General features: G+C 72.8%; 12 protein-coding genes and 1 tRNA gene. 4 read left to right on the top strand and 9 right to left on the bottom strand.

All coding sequences use genetic code 11. The annotated features are described in order from the left end of the window. Window positions 1-12 precede the first annotated feature (12 nt). Window positions 13-228, bottom strand: coding sequence for a formate dehydrogenase (locus VFR90_RS12100; protein ID WP_326406390.1), 216 nt, complete (start codon window positions 226-228; stop codon window positions 13-15). Between the two features lie 175 nt (window positions 229-403). On the opposite strand from VFR90_RS12100, the gene selB reads away from it, so the two are divergent. The 3 genes from selB (at window position 404) to selA (ending at window position 3,955) form a co-directional block, all read left to right on the top strand. Further along, on the top strand, window positions 404-2,338 hold the full coding sequence (gene selB, locus VFR90_RS12095) for a selenocysteine-specific translation elongation factor (RefSeq protein ID WP_326406389.1): 1,935 nt from the start codon (window positions 404-406) through the stop codon (window positions 2,336-2,338). Between the two features lie 4 nt (window positions 2,339-2,342). Continuing rightward, window positions 2,343-2,439 (top strand) — tRNA-OTHER (locus VFR90_RS12090). A gap of 124 nt (window positions 2,440-2,563) precedes the next feature. Continuing rightward, on the top strand, window positions 2,564-3,955 hold the full coding sequence (selA, locus tag VFR90_RS12085; protein WP_326406388.1) for an L-seryl-tRNA(Sec) selenium transferase: 1,392 nt from the start codon (window positions 2,564-2,566) through the stop codon (window positions 3,953-3,955). 57 nt (window positions 3,956-4,012) lie between these two features. On the opposite strand, the gene VFR90_RS12080 is transcribed toward selA, so the two are convergent. Genes VFR90_RS12080 through VFR90_RS12050 form a run of 7 tightly spaced genes read right to left on the bottom strand, consistent with a single transcriptional unit; the run spans window position 4,013 to window position 12,147 of the window. Further along, window positions 4,013-4,654: a TorD/DmsD family molecular chaperone gene (locus tag VFR90_RS12080; RefSeq protein WP_326406387.1), complete on the bottom strand. Its 642-nt coding sequence runs from the start codon at window positions 4,652-4,654 to the stop codon at window positions 4,013-4,015. Between the two features lie 7 nt (window positions 4,655-4,661). Further along, window positions 4,662-6,821: a 4Fe-4S dicluster domain-containing protein gene (locus VFR90_RS12075; RefSeq protein WP_326406386.1), complete on the bottom strand. Its 2,160-nt coding sequence runs from the start codon at window positions 6,819-6,821 to the stop codon at window positions 4,662-4,664. Continuing rightward, entirely contained in the window at window positions 6,715-7,299 is a 585-nt protein-coding gene (locus tag VFR90_RS12070; protein WP_326406385.1) for a DUF3306 domain-containing protein, read from the bottom strand. Before VFR90_RS12070 ends, VFR90_RS12075 begins: the two co-directional genes overlap by 107 nt. Next, window positions 7,296-7,793 (bottom strand): DUF3305 domain-containing protein, encoded by a 498-nt coding sequence (locus tag VFR90_RS12065; RefSeq protein ID WP_326406384.1) that lies wholly within the window; start codon window positions 7,791-7,793, stop codon window positions 7,296-7,298. The genes VFR90_RS12070 and VFR90_RS12065 overlap by 4 nt, the downstream gene beginning before the upstream one ends. A gap of 2 nt (window positions 7,794-7,795) precedes the next feature. Next, window positions 7,796-8,887: an iron-sulfur cluster carrier protein ApbC gene (apbC, locus tag VFR90_RS12060; RefSeq protein WP_326406383.1), complete on the bottom strand. Its 1,092-nt coding sequence runs from the start codon at window positions 8,885-8,887 to the stop codon at window positions 7,796-7,798. A gap of 60 nt (window positions 8,888-8,947) precedes the next feature. After that, complete coding sequence (locus tag VFR90_RS12055) at window positions 8,948-10,366, bottom strand: pyridoxal phosphate-dependent decarboxylase family protein (protein WP_326406382.1); 1,419 nt, start codon at window positions 10,364-10,366, stop codon at window positions 8,948-8,950. Then, on the bottom strand, window positions 10,366-12,147 hold the full coding sequence (locus tag VFR90_RS12050; protein ID WP_326406381.1) for a sensor histidine kinase: 1,782 nt from the start codon (window positions 12,145-12,147) through the stop codon (window positions 10,366-10,368). The genes VFR90_RS12055 and VFR90_RS12050 overlap by 1 nt, the downstream gene beginning before the upstream one ends. Window positions 12,148-12,282: 135 nt before the next feature. Here VFR90_RS12050 and metG point away from each other — a divergent pair, with 135 nt between their 5' ends. Beyond that, window positions 12,283-14,379 (top strand): methionine--tRNA ligase, encoded by a 2,097-nt coding sequence (gene metG / locus VFR90_RS12045; RefSeq protein ID WP_326406380.1) that lies wholly within the window; start codon window positions 12,283-12,285, stop codon window positions 14,377-14,379. Between the two features lie 22 nt (window positions 14,380-14,401). Here metG and VFR90_RS12040 read toward each other — a convergent pair whose 3' ends face one another. Beyond that, a complete protein-coding gene (locus tag VFR90_RS12040; protein WP_326406379.1) occupies window positions 14,402-15,910 on the bottom strand; it encodes a CYTH and CHAD domain-containing protein in 1,509 nt (502 codons plus the stop codon). Window positions 15,911-15,981: the final 71 nt, after the last annotated feature.

Here is a 15,981-nt window from a genome sequence, read left to right as displayed (position 1 = left end):
CTCGCGTGTGAGTCAGACCCTGGCGGTCCGGTAGTAGCTCTGGACGTGTTCGGTGAGGCGGTAGCCGGGGGCGGCATCGCGCTGGGGCGCGGTGGCCGCCGCGGCCTGCGCCGCGTCGCCTTGCTTCGCGCCCGGCATCACGGCCGCGGCCGCACCCAGGACTCCGGCGACGCCGGCGCCCGCCAGCACAGCGCGCCGCCCGGAGGACGGCTTGTTCGTGTCACGCATCGGGTACTCCATCGGGTGCTGCGACGTGGAGGCGCGAACCGCGCGACCTCACTCGTTAATTGCATGCATAAGCCCCTGCCGTCGCAATCCCTGTTTGTCCCTAGACATGCACCCGCGCCGGGGAGCCCGAGGCGCGTGGCTAACATGCCTCGCACAGCGACGAGGCAGGACGGCATTGATCATCGGCACCGCAGGTCATATCGACCACGGCAAGACCTCGCTGGTGAAGGCGCTGACCGGCACCGACACCGACCGTCTCGCCGAAGAGAAGGCACGCGGCATCACGCTCGACCTCGGCTTCGCCTACGCAAGCACGGCCGATGGCCACACGCTCGGCTTCGTCGACGTGCCGGGCCACGAGAAGCTGGTGCGCCACATGCTCGCCGGCGCCAGCGGCATCGACCACGTGATGCTGGTCGTCGCGGCCGACGACGGGCCGATGCCGCAGACGCGGGAGCACCTCGCGATCCTCGACCTGCTCGGTCTTTCGAGCGGCGTGGTCGCGATCACGAAGAGCGACCGGGTGTCGCCGGCGCGACTCGACGACGTCGGCGCCGAGCTTCGCGCGCTGCTCGCCGGGAGTTCGCTCGCCCAGGCGCCGCTGCTGCCGGTGTCCGCACGCACCGGCGCCGGCATCGAGGCGCTCCAAGCGCACCTGCGCGACACCGCCGCGGCACTGCCGGCGCGGCCTGCGACGGGGCAGTTCCGGCTCGCGGTCGATCGCAGCTTCTCGCTGGCCGGGATCGGCACGGTCGTCACCGGCACCGCCGCAGCCGGCCGCGTGGCGGTCGGCGACAAGCTCGTCGTTTCGCCGTCGGGCAAGCCGGTGCGCGTGCGCGGGCTGCATGCGCAGAACCGCGAGGCGCGCGAAGGCGGCGCGGGCCAGCGGCTCGCGCTGAACCTCGCCGGCGTCGAGAAGACCGAGATCGCGCGCGGCGACTGGATCGTCGCCGAGGCGATCCACGCACCCACGCGCCGCATCGACGCGCGCATCCGCCTGCTCGCCGGCGAAGCGCAGCCGCTCGCGCACTGGACGCCGCTGCATCTGCACCTCGGCGCGGTCGATGTCAGCGCGCGCGTCGTCCTGATCGAGAGCGAACCGGTCGCGCCCGGCACGAGCGCGTTCGTGCAGCTGGAACTGCAGCGCCCGATCGGCGCGCTGCACGGCGACCGCTTCATCCTTCGCGACCAGTCGGCGCTGCGCACGCTCGGCGGCGGCGTGGTGCTCGACGCCTTCGCCGGCTCGCTGCGGCGGCGCCGGCGGGATCGGCCGGCAGCGCTTTCGGCGCTGTCCCAGCCGACCGCAGCCGAGGCGCTGGCCGCGCTGCTTGCGCTGGAGCCGCCCGAGGGCGTCGCGCTTGCGCGCTTCGCGACGCTGTGGAACCTGCCGCCGCCCGAGGCCGAGGCGCTCGCACGCGACGTGCCGCATCGCAGCCTGCGCAGCGAGGCCGAAGGCGCGCTCGCGTTCGCGCCGACGCAGATCGAGCGGCTTTCGATGCGGCTGCGCGAGGTGCTGACGAACCACCACAAGCGCACGCCCGACAGCCCCGGCATGACCGCCGAGCAACTGCATCGCGCGATGACCGCGCCGCGCCCGCCGCAGCCGGTGTTCGCCGCGCTGCTGCGCGAGCTGATCGGCGCGCGCGACCTCGAGCGCGGCGGCCCCTACCTGCGCCTCGCCGGCCACGAGGCCAGCCTGCAGGGCGCCGACCGCAAGCTCTGGGAACGGCTGGCGCCCTGGCTCGGCGAGGGCGGCTGGAACCACCCGCCGAAGCTGAGCGACATGCTCGCGCGCGACCGTTCGCTGCACCGCGAAGCCGTCACCCGCCTGCTGCGCAAGGCGGCGCGGCTGGGGCTCGTCTACGAGGTGGGCGCCGAGTACTTCATCCTCGCCGCGCATCTTCGCGAACTGGCGACGCGCGCCCAGTCGCTCGCCGAGGCCGACGAGCACCGGCGCCTGAACGTCAAGACCTTCCGCGAGACCACCGGCATCAGCCGTCACCTTTCGATGCCGTTGGTAGAGTTCTTCGACCACATCGGCTTCACCAAACGCGATCCGGTCGGCCGCAAGATCCGGCGCAACGCCACCGCGATGTTCGACGCCGGCTGAACAAGGAGGAGGAACGTCCCCCGGTGGGGCGTCCGGTCTGCAAAACCGGGTGGGGCTGCCTCGCGGTCCCAGGTGGGTTCGACTCCCACCCTCTTCCGCCAGCTGATGGACCCGCCCCCGTTGCGGCTTCGCCGCTCTCCCTCAAGGGGTGCCGCTGGCGGCCCGCCGAAGCCGGATCCGCGGCGGCCGCCCGGTTAAGCCGCACTCCTCCATAGGTCATCTCGCATGGAACACGCAGCACGGCCACCCTCGCTCGACAAGCTGCTCGACTCGCCTCGGCTGCGCGCGTCGATCGACGTGCACGGCCGCACGGAAGTGACCGCCGCCGCGCGCGGCCTGCTCGATGCATGGCGCGCCGATCCGTCGAAGCCCTTCGACATCGCCGCCTTCGAGCAGCGCTGCGACGCGGTGCTCGCCGCCCGCGCCACGCCACACCTGCGGCCGGTGTTCAACCTGACCGGCACGGTGCTGCACACGAACCTCGGCCGCGCGCCGCTGCCCGAGGAGGCGATCGAGGCGGTCGCGGCGCTGATGCGCTCGCCGGGCAACCTCGAATACGACCTCGCCCGCGGCGTGCGCGGCGAACGCGACGACGCCATCGAAGGCCTGCTGCGCGAACTGACCGGCGCGCCGGCCGCGACCGCGGTGAACAACAACGCCGCCGCGGTGCTGCTGGTGCTGGCGGCGCTGGCCGATCGCCGCGAGGTGCTGGTCTCGCGCGGCGAGCTGATCGAGATCGGCGGCGCCTTTCGCATCCCCGACATCATGCGCAGGGCGAACGCCAAGCTGGTCGAGGTCGGCACCACCAACCGCACCCACCTGCGCGACTTCGAGGCCGCGATCGGCCCGCGGACCGGCCTCGTGATGAAGGTGCACGCGAGCAACTACGCGATCGAAGGCTTCACCGCCAGCGCGCCGCTCGACGGGCTGGCCGCGCTGTGCCGGTCGCGCGGCCTGCCGATGGTCGAGGACCTCGGCAGCGGCTCGCTGGTGGACATGACGCGCTGGGGCCTGCCGGCCGAGCCGACGCCGCAGGCGTCGATCGCCGCCGGCGTCGACGTCGTCACGTTCAGCGGCGACAAGCTGCTGGGCGGGCCGCAGGCCGGGCTGATCGTCGGCGACAAGGCGCTGCTCGCGAAGATCCGCAAGCACCCGCTCAAGCGCGCGCTGCGGCTCGACAAGATGACGCTCGCCGCGCTCGAAGCGGTGCTCAAGCTCTACCGCGACCCCGACCGGCTCGCGGAGCGGCTGCCGGCGCTGCGGCTGCTGACGCGGCCGCAGGCGCAGATCCAGGCCCAGGCCGAGCGGCTCGCGCCCGCCTTCGCGCGCGCCTTCGGCGACCGCGCGACGGTGCAGGTGCTCGCCTGCAAGAGCCAGATCGGCAGCGGCTCGCTGCCGGTCGATCGGCTGCCAAGCGCCTGCCTGTCGATCGCCGCGCCCGCCGGCGCCAAGCGCGCCGGCAGCTTCCCGGATCGCGTCGCCGCCGCGCTGCGCGCGCTGCCGGTACCGGTGATCGCGCGCATCGAGGACGGCGCGCTGCGGCTGGATCTGCGCTGCCTCGAAGCCCGCGACGAGGCGGCGCTCATCGGGCAGTTGGCTGCGCTCGGCCCGACCTGACCGACGAGCCCGGCGCGAGGCGAAGCGCTCGGCGCCGCGCGATCAGGAACCCGCGGCTCACTCGATCATGTCGAAGCCCTGCGTCTCCACCTGCATGAAGGCGCGGGTGAAGCCGGCGAGCGCCGCATAGAGCTTCGCGCGCGGATGCTGCTCGACCGCATCGGCGAGCGCCGTGCCGACCCAGGGCTGCAGGTGCGTACGGAACAGCTGGCGCTGCCGTTCGAGGTTGCACACCGCGAGGTCGTCGCCGGCGATCAGGTAGCGCATCACCTCGAACAGGAAGGCGACGTGGTCCTCGGTGAGGCCGCGGTCGGCCGCCTGCGCATCGCGAGCGAGGCCGAGCGCGGCGAGGTCCTCGCGCAGCGCGACCAGCGGTTTCTCGTTGAGCGCACCCGCGAGGTGGAAGGAGCCGAGCAGGAAGATGTCGGGCTTGCCGACGCCGCTGAACAGCGTGTCGTGCTCCGCCGCCGCCGCCTCGACGCTGCTCGCACGCATCGCCGCGACCAGCGCCTGCCAGGGCGCTTCGAGAAAGCCGCCGGGCTGCGGCGCTTCGGTCACCGCGACCGCGAAGCGCGCCAGCAGCTCGGCGTCGGGCGGCGCGATCCACAGCCGCGCGAGCAGGCCGTACAGCTCGGCGCGCTGCAGCTCCTCGCCTTCGTCGCGGTCGATCAGCTTCACGTTGGCGGCGGCCTCGCTCATCGGCTCCTCACAGGTCGGTGATCCGCACTTCGTTCGGGTTCGTGTGCATGTCGATGACGCGGCAGTCGCTGCACATCTTCAGGCGCTCGGCGGCGGCGCCCTGGAACATCGAATGGCCGGCGAGCTTTTCGATCATCGATTCGATCGCCTTCAGCGTGCCGAAGGGCTTGCCGCAGCGGATGCAGCCGTAGGGCTTGGCCTCGGCGAGCACGCGCAGCTGCTTGCGCGCCTTGCCGCCGTCGGCGAGCCACAGCCTCGGTGCGAGGCGGATCGCGTCCTCCGGGCAGGTGCGCGCGCACAGCCCGCACTGCACGCAGTTCTTCTCGACGAAGCGCAGCTGCGGCGCGTCCGGGTTGTCGGCCAGCGCGCTCTCGGGGCAGGCGCCCACGCAGGCGAGGCACAGCGTGCACTTGTCGGTGTCCACGAGCAGCGTGCCGAAGGGCGCGCCGGCGGCGGGCAGCTCGATCGCCTCCGGCGCAGCCGCGGGCGCTTGCGCGAGCAGGTGATCGAGCGTGAGTTCGAGCGTCGAGCGCTTGTCGGCCTGCGTCGAGATCGTCGCGGCGCGCGGAACCGTCTGCGCCGGCGGCAGGCGCAGCGCCGCGTCGAGCGCGGCCACGTCGGTCGCCTCGATCAGCCGCAGGTGCACGCCGGCATAGCCCAGGCCGCTCAGCACCGCCTGCGCCACCGCCATCTGCTCGCGCAGCGCCTGGCGGTACCCGGGCGCCTCCTCGTTGGTGGCAAGCACGAGGACCTGGCTCGCGCCCATCGCGATCGCCGCCAGCCACAGGTCGATGCCGACGCTCGCGACGTGCCACACCGGCTGCGGGATCACGCGCGCCGGCACGCCGTGCACCGCGGCATCGGTGCGCGCCGCGCGGCCCAGCGCTTCGATGAGCCGGGCGCCGCCCTGCTCGCCGTGCAGCAACAGCGCCGCGTCGCGGCCACCGGCCGCAGCAAAGCTCCCGAGCAGCGTGCGCAGCGCCTTGCCGTGGTCGACGGTGTTCGGCGTCGCGTAGGCCAGTGCGCCGCTCGGGCACACCGTGGTGCAGGCGCCGCAGCCGACGCACAAATAGGGCTCGACCGCGATGCCGCCGCCCAGGCCGCCGGCCTGCGGCGTGGCCGGGGTCGCGCCGCTGCGCCGCGGCCCGCCGATCGCGCGGCCCTTCAGCGAGGCCTCGCTGCGGATCGCGCGCGCCGAGCAGACGTCGATGCAGGCGGTGCAGCCGATCTGCTCGTTGCGGCTGTGCGCGCAGAGCTTGGGCTTGTAGTGAAAGAACCTCGGCTTGTCGAACTCGCCGACGAGATCGCGCAGCGCGAGCACCGCGTCGAACAGCGCGCGCTCGTCGGGCGCGTGGAAATAGCCCTGCGGCGGCGCGTGCTGGGTGAAGGCCGGCTCGGCGCGCAGGTCGAGAACCAGGTCGAAGCGCTCGGTCGTCTCATGCGCCGGGCGCTGGAAGTCGATCGCGCCGGCCGCTTCGCAGACGCGCAGGCATTCGCGGTGGCCGCGGCAACGGTCGAGGTCGATCTGGTACGAGAAGTCGATCGCGCCTTCAGGGCAGACGTCGATGCAGGCGTTGCAGCGGGTGCAGAGGTCGAGGTCGATCGGGTTGCCGGCGCTCCACGTCGCCTCGAAGGCGCCGAGCCAGCCGACCAGTCGCACGAGCCGGCCGGCATGCGCGGGGCGCTCGCGGCGCTGATCGAGCCGACCGCGGCCTTCGACCAGCAGGCTCGCGTGCAAGCCCGGCCCGAGCAGCGCCGCGGCACGCTCCGCCGCCTCGGGCGCGCCCACCACCAGGCAGCGCCCGCCGCTGCGGTAGGTGACGATGGCGACCGGCTCCGGCTGCGGCAACTGCGCCGCCGCGAGCAAGGCGGCGATCTTCGGCATCGCCTGCTTGGCGTCCTTCGACCAGCCGCCGGTCTCGCGGATGTCGACGAAGCGGATCGGCCGCTCGGCCAGGCCCGGCGCGCCGGCGGTCTGCTCGGCGAGCTCCAGGAACAGCCGGCGCTCCTGGGTGCAGGCGACGACGAGGTCCTCGCCCGACTTCGCGGCGCGCTGGAACTCAGGCGCCTCGCGGCGGCACAGGGTCTGGTGGATCGTCGAGCTGCCCAGCGCCGCCGCGTCCAGCGGCATCGTCCGGTTGCAGTTGCAGATCAGCGTCTGGCTCATGGCTTGTCGTTGATTCCGGCTTGGGTTGCTCTTCGAGCTCGTCGTCGAGGAGGCCGAGCGCGCGCGCGCTCGCGAGCTGGCGCAGCATCGAACGCGGCAGCGGCTCGCTCTTGTTGTAGTCGTCGATGTAGATGTCGAGCCCGTCCATCACGTTGAAGTGCGGGTCGCTGGCGAACAGCTTCTTCACCGCGGCGTTCTTCACCTTCGCGTCCACGTCGGGGGCGACGAAGCGGGTGTAGTCGGAGTCCTTGCCGAGCGCGGCGACGTCGTCGAGCGTCGGCGCGGGCGGCGAAGGCGGCGCCTCGGGGCCGGCTTGCGCGGGGGCGGCGGCCGGCGGCGCTTCGACGAGCTCGGCGTGCACGGGTGGCGCAGGCGCGACCGCCGGCGCGAGCCGTTCCGGCAGGGCCTCGCGGCCCGCCTTCATGTCGGCCTTGCGCCGCGACCAGCGCGCGAGGAAACCGTCGGGCCGATCGCTCATGGCCGCACCAGCTTGTCGCGTTCCTCGGGGCTGAGGAAGGAGTGCGCACGCACCCGGCGCGTCTCGTCGGGCTTGAAGTTCGCGTTGGTGAACACGCGCAGCCATTCGCAGACTTCGTCGGGCAGCGGCAGGCTGTCCACGCGCTCGTCGGCCGACATCCAGCGGTCGGCCTCGATGTAGGAGACGCTCACCTGCTGCGGCCGCGCGATCGATGCATCGCCCTCGTCGAGCCGCCAGGGCACGAACCAGGTCGGCCGGCCCGAGGTGAGGTTGAGGAAGTAGCCCTTGCATTCGTCGGCGAACAGCTCGAGCGTGAAGCCCGGGTGCAGCCACTGCGAGCAGCGCCCGTCGTCGTGCAGCTTGCGCGGCTCGCTGCCGTAGGCGCCTTCGTCGCGCGTGACCTCGACGACCTTGTGCTGCCAGTCCTCCCAGCGGTTGGGCTGGGCGATCCGCTGCATCACCACCGCCAGCGCGATCGACGGCCGAGCGTTCACGATCAGGTGTTCTTCGAAATCGTGATCGTCGGGAACTTGGCCGAGTAGTCCTTGGCCTTCTCGGCGATCTTCACCGCGACGCGGCGCGCGACGGCTTTGTAGATCCCGGCGATCTCGCCGTCGGGCTCGCTCACCACGGTGGGCCGGCCGGCGTCGGCCTGCTCGCGGATCGACAGGTTCAAGGGCAGCGCGCCGAGGTGATCGACGCCGTACTGCTCGGCCATGCGCTTGCCTCCGTCGGCGCCGAAGATGTGCTCGACGTGACCGCAGTTCGGGCACACGTGCACCGCCATGTTCTCGACGATGCCGAGGATCGGCACGCCGACCTTCTCGAACATCTTCAAGCCCTTCTTCGCGTCGAGCAGCGCGATGTCCTGCGGCGTCGTGACGATGACCGCGCCGGTGATCGGCACGCGCTGGCTCAGCGTGAGCTGGATGTCGCCGGTGCCGGGCGGCATGTCGACGATCAGGTAGTCGAGGTCGCGCCAGTTGGTCTGCTTGAGCATCTGCTCGAGCGCCTGCGTGGCCATCGGGCCGCGCCAGACCATCGGGTTGTCGGGCTCGATCATGAAACCGATCGACATGACCTGCAGGCCGTAGTTCTCCAGCGGCTCCATCGTCTGGCCGTCGGCGCTTTCGGGCCGGCCCTCGATGCCCAGCATCATCGGCTGGCTGGGGCCGTAGATGTCGGCGTCGAGCACGCCGACCGACGCGCCTTCGGCCGCCAGCGCGAGCGCGAGGTTGACCGCGGTGGTGCTCTTGCCGACGCCGCCCTTGCCCGACGCGACCGCGACGATGTTCTTCACACGCGGCAGCAGCGCGACGCCGCGTTGCGCCGCGTGCGCGATCACCTTGCTGCTCAGGTTGACGCTGACGTTCTCGACGCCCGCCAGCGTGCGCACCGCGGCGATCAGGCGCTTGCGCAGCGCCGGAAGCTGGCTCTTGGCAGGGTAGCCGAGCTCGACGTCGAAGCTCACGTCGCCGCCCTCCAGCTTGAGGTTCCGGACCTGCCGGCCGGTGACGAAATCGCGGCCGGTGTGGGGATCGACGACGGTCTTGATCGCGTCGGTGACGAGGCTTTCGGTGAGGCTCATGGGCTTGTGCAAACGGGTTCCGCGAGTCTAGGCGGCGGTGCCCCGTCGCTTCGGGCAGGGTTATCGCGCAAGGGCTTGCGCCAGCGTGCGTTCGGCGATGGCGATCGCCTCGTCGAGGTGCGCGCGCGTCGTGCGCGGATGCAGGAAGGCGAGCCGCGCGACCGCGTGGCCGAACAGCGTCGTGCTCGACACGTGCAGCCGACCGCAGCCGTTCATCGCGTCGACGACCGCCTGCGTCTGCACGTCGCCCGCCGTCGCGCGAAACGCGACGATCGACAGCGCCGGCGCGCCGCCGGCGAGCGCCAAGCCCGGCACGCGCGCGAGCCGCAGGGCGGCCTCCTGCGCCAAGTCGAGCGAGCGGTCGAGCACGGCGCGGAACGCCGCGACGCCGTGCAACTGCAGCGGCAGCCACAGCAGCAGGCCGCGAAACGGCCGCGTGAGTTCGGGGCCGCGCTGGAAGTAGTGCGGCAGGCCGTCGGGCTCCGGCAGCCCGCGCTGGTAGGCGCCGACGCCGGCGTGGGCACGCCCGAGCGCGCCGGGCCGGCGCACCAGCAGCGCCGAGACGCCGTAAGGCAGGAACAGGCCCTTGTGCGCATCGACGGTGATCGAGTCTGCCGCGTCGATGCCGGCCAGCCGCTCGCGGCCGCGAGCCGTCAACGCGAACATGCCGCCGTAGGCCGCGTCGACGTGGAACCAGCAGCCCGCCTCGCGCGCGATGGCGGCGAGCGCCGCGAGATCGTCGATCGCGCCGGTGTCGGTGCTGCCGGCCGTGCCGACGACGAGCCACGGCACGCGTCCGGCCGCGCGGTCCACCGCGATCTGCGCACGCAGCGCGGCCAGGTCGATGCGCGTCGCGCCGTCGGTCGCGACCTGCCGCAGCGCCGCGGCCGGCACACCCGCGAGCCGCAGCGCTTTTGCCAGCGAGTGATGCGCCCGCTCGGAGAGGTAGGCGACATGCCGCGTGGCGTCGAAGGCCGCCGCCTCGCGCGCGCCGTCCGGCGAAGCGCACGCCTCACGCGCGCAGACGATCGCCGTCTGGTTCGCGAGCGAGCCGCCCGACAGCAGCAGGCCCTCGCTCGCGGCCGGCAGGCCGAACACGCCGGCCAGCCAGCGCAGCACGCCCTCTTCCAGCGCCACCAGCGCCGGCGCCTCGTCGCACGCGCCGGTGAAGGGGTGCAGCCCGGCGGCCAGCAGCGCGGCCAGCGCGCCGCTCGCGAGGCCGCCGCTGGGCACGTAGGCGAGGTCGCCGCCGTCTGACTTGTTCCAGCCGCCGTCGGCCGCGGCGAGCAGCGTCGCGAGCAGCGCGTCGAGGTCGCCGGGCGGCTCGGGCGGCGGCGTCGCGAGCAGCGCGTCGATGCGTGCCGGCGGCGTCGGCTGGAAGATCGGCGCGGCGGCGCGGCGCTCTTGCCAGTCGACGAGCGCATCGACGACGCGGCGGCCCGCGTCGCGGCGCGCCGCCGCGTCGGCGTCGAGCTCCATCAGGCCACGCGCGCGATCGAGCGCAACGGCAGCGAGAAGTGCGCGCGGGCACCGCGGTCGGCCGGCACCGGCTCGATCGCCAGCTCGCCGCCGATCTGCTGCAGCAGCCCGCGGCAGACCGCGAGCGTGACGCCGTTGCCGCCGCGCACGCGGACGCCCGCGGGCTCGGTGTCGGGGAAGGGCTCGAAGGCGCGCTCGATGAACTCGGCCGACGGCCGGCTGCCGCTGTCGACCACGGCGATCTGCGCCTGGCCCTGCGGCGTGGCGGCGGCGATCAGCTGCACGTCGCCGCCGGCAGGCGTCGCGTCGATCGCGCAGACGAGCAGGCGGCGCAGCACCTCGGCGAGCTGGCGCGCGTCGGCCATCACCGGCAGCGGGCGGGCCTCGAACTGCGGCAGCAGCACGACCTGCTGGCGCGCGGCGCGGGCCGCGACGCCGGCCAAGGCTTCGCGTGCGACGCCGACGAGGTCGAGCGGCTCGATGCGCGTGGGCAGGTCGCCCGAGGCGAGCTGTTCGAGCTCGAGCACGTCTTCGAGCATCTCGATCGTGCGCTCGCCGTCGGCGCGCGCCATCGCGAGCTGCTGGCGCAGGCCGGCTTCGAGCACCGGCGTCGCGCCGGCCGCGGCGACGGCGGCTTGCATGCGGCCGAGCGGCTCGCGCAGGTCCTTGCCGACGAGCGCGACGAACTCGCGCTTCAGGCGCTGCACGCGCTCGGCCTCGGTGCGGTCGCGGCACAGCACCAGGCCGATGCGCCCGCCCTCGTGGCGCATCTGCACCAGCACGATGTCGAGCGCGAAGCTCTGGCCGCCGGCGCGCGTGCCCTCGACCGTCTCGCGCCGCGTGCTCCAGGGCTGCGGCGTCAGGCCGTCGGTCTCGGCCAGCGGGCGGGTCACCGGCCAGTCGAGGTCGCCGTCGAGGTCGGGGATCAGCTGGCCGACCGACTCGCCCGCCAGCGCCGCGCGCGAGCGGTGGAACAGCGCCTCGGCGGCCGGGTTGATCCACTGCAGCTTGCCGCGGGCATCGAAGGCGAGCACCGCGTCGGCGCAGTGCTCGAGCAGCATGCGCAGGCGCTTCTGGGTCTCGTTGAGCTGCTCCTCGGTCATGCCGCGCTGGGTGGCTTCGCGGCGCAGCCGGCGTTCGGCGTCGGCGACCTGCGCGCCCAGGCTGCGCATCGACAGCAGCGCCGCGACGCCCAGCACCACGGAGACGAGCGCGACCAGCGCGAAGGTGCGCCGGCTCGACTGCGCGGCGGTCTCGGCGCGCATCGAGCGCTCGGCCTGCAGGCCGAGCTCGATGCGGCGCAGCGCCTCGAGCTCGGTGCGCACGCGCTCGCGGTTCGGCACCGCCACGCGCAGCAGCGATTGCACGTAGGCGGCGCCCAGGCGCTGGCCGTCGGCACAGGCTTTTTCCAGCGGTGCGGCGTAGGCGAGCCGCCATTCGGTGAGCGCGGCGGCCAAGGAGTCGACGCGCTGCGACTGGGCGCTCGGCTCGTCGAACCAGCCGCGCAGCTTGGCCAGCAGCGGGGCCGGATCGACCGCCGGCCGCGCCGTGCCGACCGGAGCGCCGACGGAGGCGCACAGCGCGACGTTGGCCTCGGGCACCGCCTCGCGCTCGATCGCCTCGAGCGTCGCCAGCACCTGTTCGCTCTGCAGCCGCAGGCGCTGCAGCCCGGCGAGCTCGTCCTGCGCGCGCCAGCCCAGCCACAGCAGCATGACCAGGCAGGCGAGCAGCGCGCCGAAGGCGAGCGGGAAGCGCCAGGACAGGTGGAGACGGCCGTTCATGCGCGCGGGGATGGGGAGCGGGGAGCCGCCGGGCGGCGGCGGATTATCGAGCGACGCCGGCGGTGCTCGGCGCCTGCCGGAACGCGTCGTGGGGAGCCCGACGCTTAGCATCGCGCCTTCGGATCGAGCCTCACCATGCCGCGCCAGCTGTTCGTCACCACCGCCCTGCCCTACGCCAACGCGCCCTTCCACATCGGGCACATGATGGAGTACATCCAGGCCGACGTCTGGGTGCGCTTCCAGCGGATGCAGGGCCACACGGTGCACTTCGTCGGCGCCGACGATGCGCACGGCGCGCCGATCATGATCGCGGCCGAGAAGGCCGGGAAGACGCCGCAGGAATTCGTCGCCGAGATCGCCGCCGGCCGCGGCAGGTACCTTGACGGCTTCCACATCGGCTTCGACCACTGGCATTCGACCGACGCACCCGAGAACCACGAGCTCGCGCAGGACGTGTACCGCGCCTTGCGCCGCGCCGGGCTGATCTACACGCGCGAGATCGAGCAGTTCTTCGACCCGGTCAAGGGCATGTTCCTGCCCGACCGCTACATCAAGGGCGAATGCCCGAAGTGCGGCACGAAGGACCAGTACGGCGACTCCTGCGAAAACTGCGGCGCCGTCTATGCCCCGACCGACCTCAAGCACCCGTACTCCACGTTGAGCGGCGCGACGCCGGTGATGAAGTCGAGCGAGCACCACTTCTTCCAGCTCAGCTCCGATCGCTGCCTCGACTTCCTGCGCCAGTGGACGCACGAGAACTCGCCGCTGACCGGCCAGCCGCGGCTGCAGCCCGAGGTGCTCAACAAGATCAAGGAGTGGTTCTCGCCCGACGAGCTGGGCCACGGCGGCCTGGCCGACTGGGACATCAGCCGCGACGCCCCCTACTTCGGCATCGAGATCCCCGACGCGCCGGGCAAGTACTTCTACGTCTGGCTCGACGCGCCGATCGGGTACCTCGCTTCGTTGAAGGCCTATTGCGCGAAGCGCGGCATCGACTTCGACGCGCTGATGGCCGACCCGCAGACCGAGCAGGTTCACTTCATCGGCAAGGACATCACCTACTTCCACACGCTGTTCTGGCCGGCGATGCTGCATTTCAGCGGCCGCAAGACGCCCGACCACGTCTTCGTGCACGGTTTCGTCACCGTGAAGGAAGAAAAGATGAGCAAGAGCCGCGGCACCGGCATCAGCCCGCTGCGCTACCTCGAGCTCGGCATGAACCCGGAGTGGCTGCGCTACTACCTGGCCGCGAAGCTGAACGGCAGGGTCGAGGACATCGACTTCAACCCGGAGGACTTCGTCGCGCGGGTGAACAGCGATCTGGTGGGCAAGTACATCAACATCGCGAGCCGGGCGGCCGGGTTCATCGCGAAGCGCTTCGACGGCCTGCTGGCGCAGCCTTCGGCCGACGGCATGGCATTGCTCGAGGGCCTGCGCGGCGCGAGCGGTGCGATCGCGGCGCTCTACGACGCGCGCGACTACGCGAAGGCGCTGCGCGAGGCGATGGCGCTCGCCGATCGCGTCAACGAGTACGTCGATGCGAACAAGCCGTGGGAGCTGGCGAAGCTCGCCGGCCAGGAGGCACGGCTGCACGACGTGTGCAGCACGTGCATCGAGGCCTTCCGCCTGCTGACGGTCTACCTCAAGCCGGTGCTGCCGGCGCTGGCGCGCGAGGTCGAGGCCTTCCTGCGCATCGATCCGCTTTGCTTCGCGGACAGCGCGCGCCCGCTGGGCGCGCACCGCATCGGCAGCTACACGCACCTCATGCAGCGCGTCGATGCGAAGCAGCTCGAAGTCCTGCTCGGCGCGCCGGCGCCGGCGCCCGCGCCGGCCGCCGAAAAACCCAACGGCAGCACCGCCCCCGACCTGCCCGGCGGCGAAGCGATCGCGCCGACGATCGGCATCGACGACTTCGCGAAGATCGACCTGCGCCTGGCGAAGATCGTCGATGCCGCGCGGGTCGAGGGCAGCAGCAAGCTGCTCAAGCTCACGCTCGATGTCGGCGAGGCCAACCCCCGCACGGTCTTCAGCGGCATCCAGTCGGCGTTCGCGCCCGAGCAGCTGGTCGGCAAGTTCACCGTGATGGTCGCGAACCTGGCGCCACGCAAGATGAAGTTCGGCGTGAGCGAAGGCATGGTGCTGGCCGCGTCGCATGCCGACGAGAAGGCGCACCCCGGGCTCTGGCTGCTCGAGCCCACACCGGGCGCGCTGCCCGGCCTGCGCATCCGCTGAAGTCGGTGCGCCGCCGGCGCGCTCAACGCGGCCAGAACGGCTCGGCCTTGCGCAGCGCCCTCAAGGCCTTGCCGGCGTCGCGCAGCACCTGACCGCGTCGCTGCGCGAGCCAGCCCAGCGCGAACCAGGCCTGCGCCTCGCCGGCTGCCGCGCGCTGCTGGTACGCGGCCTGCGCGACGCAGACGTCGTTAAACTCGCCCAGCCGCTCCTGCGCCACGCGCATCGGCTTCAGGTAGCGCTCGACCGCCTTCGCGGCGAACAGCGATTCGCCGAACTCGATCGCGTAGCGCAGCCGCTTGAGCCGCTTGCGCAGGCGGTGGCGATCGGCGTCGTCGAGCCGGTCGAAGCGACGCGCGGCGCGCCGGATCTGCGCGTGCCAGGCGTCGAGCCGCTCGGCCATGCGCTGCGGCAGGGCCGCCGGCTCGCCGCCCTCGGCCGGCAACAGCGGCGCATGCGCGTCGGCCAGCAGGTCGATCAGCGCGAGGCCGTGCGCGTGCAGGCCCGCTGGCTCGATGCCGCCCGGTGCCGCCTCGCTCGGCACCGCCGGCGCCTGCCCGGCCTCGACCAGTGCCGCGTCGATCTGCCGCTGCAGGCCACCGGCCAGCACGTCGCGGTCGCGCACCTCGCCGAGCTGGCGGAACAGCGCCGCGACGCCGTCGCGCCAGCGCGGCTCGTCGATGCCCGGCCAGGCGGCGAACAGCCGCTCGGCCGAGCGCAGCCGGCGCAGCGCGACGCGCAGCTGGTGCACGTGGTCCGCTTGCGGCGCGCTGGCGCCGTCGTCGGCCGCGACCTCGCTCCAGTTCGGCAGCGCGTGCGCGAGCACCTGACGCAGCACCGCTTGCCAGGCTTCGTGCGGGCTCATCGCCTTGCGCAGCTCGACCGCGGCGGCCCTGGCGGCCGGCACCGGCACGCGGCCCTGCGCGAGGCGCTCGCCGCGCTCGGCCTTGGTCCGCGCGTCCAGCCACAGGCCGTGCTTCGCCGCGAGGCGGCGTGCGACGTCGAGCACCGCGAGCGGCGAGCCGGACACCAGCTCCACCTCCAGCTCGCAGACGGGCCATCGGCGCTCGATGCCGTCGGGGCCGGTACCGCGGATCTCGCCGCGATCGAGCGCGAGTTCGACGACGCCGAGCCGCGTGCGCTGCAGGCGGTGGCGCCGGCGGATGTCGGTCGTGTAGACGGCGATCCAGCGCGGCGTCGCCTGCTTCAGCGCGGCCGCCAGCGCCTCCCCGGCCGGCGTGCCCGCATGGCGCTGCGCATCGAGCGCCGGCTGCAGCCCGGCTGCGAGCGCGACCGGCACGTTGTGCTCGGCGCGCTCGATCCCGTGCGCCGCACCGGCCTTCAGCGTCTGGACCCAGCGCCGGCCTTCCTTGCGCAACCGCAGCGCGACTTCGGCCTGCGCGAGCGCGCGCTCCGGCGTGTCGAAATAGGTGGCCTGCAGCCGCGTGAGTTTCGAGGGCGCGGACTTGAGCACCCGTTCCAGCGCCGGCAGGGCCGCGGCCGGCACCTGCAGCTTGAGTTCGACTTCACCCATCGGCCGACTATCGCAAAGCGACCCGGGCCGCGCCACCATGGCCGAGAGACGCGCTGGCTACACTGGCCGCC

The sequence above is a fragment of the Methylibium sp. genome, from assembly GCF_035762065.1.
Taxonomy (GTDB): Bacteria; Pseudomonadota; Gammaproteobacteria; order Burkholderiales; family Burkholderiaceae_C; genus Methylibium.
The sequence above is the reverse complement of the archived record's forward strand: the minus strand, read 5'-3'. Positions and strand labels throughout refer to the sequence as shown.

Coding starts and splice junctions, on each gene's coding strand:
- VFR90_RS12055 (WP_326406382.1), bottom strand. CDS start 10,366: ATGGAGCTCGACGCCGACGCGGCGGCGCGCCGCGACGCGGGCCGCCGC.
- VFR90_RS12080 (WP_326406387.1), bottom strand. CDS start 4,654: ATGAGCGAGGCCGCCGCCAACGTGAAGCTGATCGACCGCGACGAAGGC.
- VFR90_RS12075 (WP_326406386.1), bottom strand. CDS start 6,821: ATGAGCCAGACGCTGATCTGCAACTGCAACCGGACGATGCCGCTGGAC.
- apbC (WP_326406383.1), bottom strand. CDS start 8,887: ATGAGCCTCACCGAAAGCCTCGTCACCGACGCGATCAAGACCGTCGTC.
- VFR90_RS12070 (WP_326406385.1), bottom strand. CDS start 7,299: ATGAGCGATCGGCCCGACGGTTTCCTCGCGCGCTGGTCGCGGCGCAAG.
- VFR90_RS12100 (WP_326406390.1), bottom strand. CDS start 228: ATGCGTGACACGAACAAGCCGTCCTCCGGGCGGCGCGCTGTGCTGGCG.
- VFR90_RS12050 (WP_326406381.1), bottom strand. CDS start 12,147: ATGAACGGCCGTCTCCACCTGTCCTGGCGCTTCCCGCTCGCCTTCGGC.
- VFR90_RS12040 (WP_326406379.1), bottom strand. CDS start 15,910: ATGGGTGAAGTCGAACTCAAGCTGCAGGTGCCGGCCGCGGCCCTGCCG.
- selA (WP_326406388.1), top strand. CDS start 2,564: ATGGAACACGCAGCACGGCCACCCTCGCTCGACAAGCTGCTCGACTCG.
- metG (WP_326406380.1), top strand. CDS start 12,283: ATGCCGCGCCAGCTGTTCGTCACCACCGCCCTGCCCTACGCCAACGCG.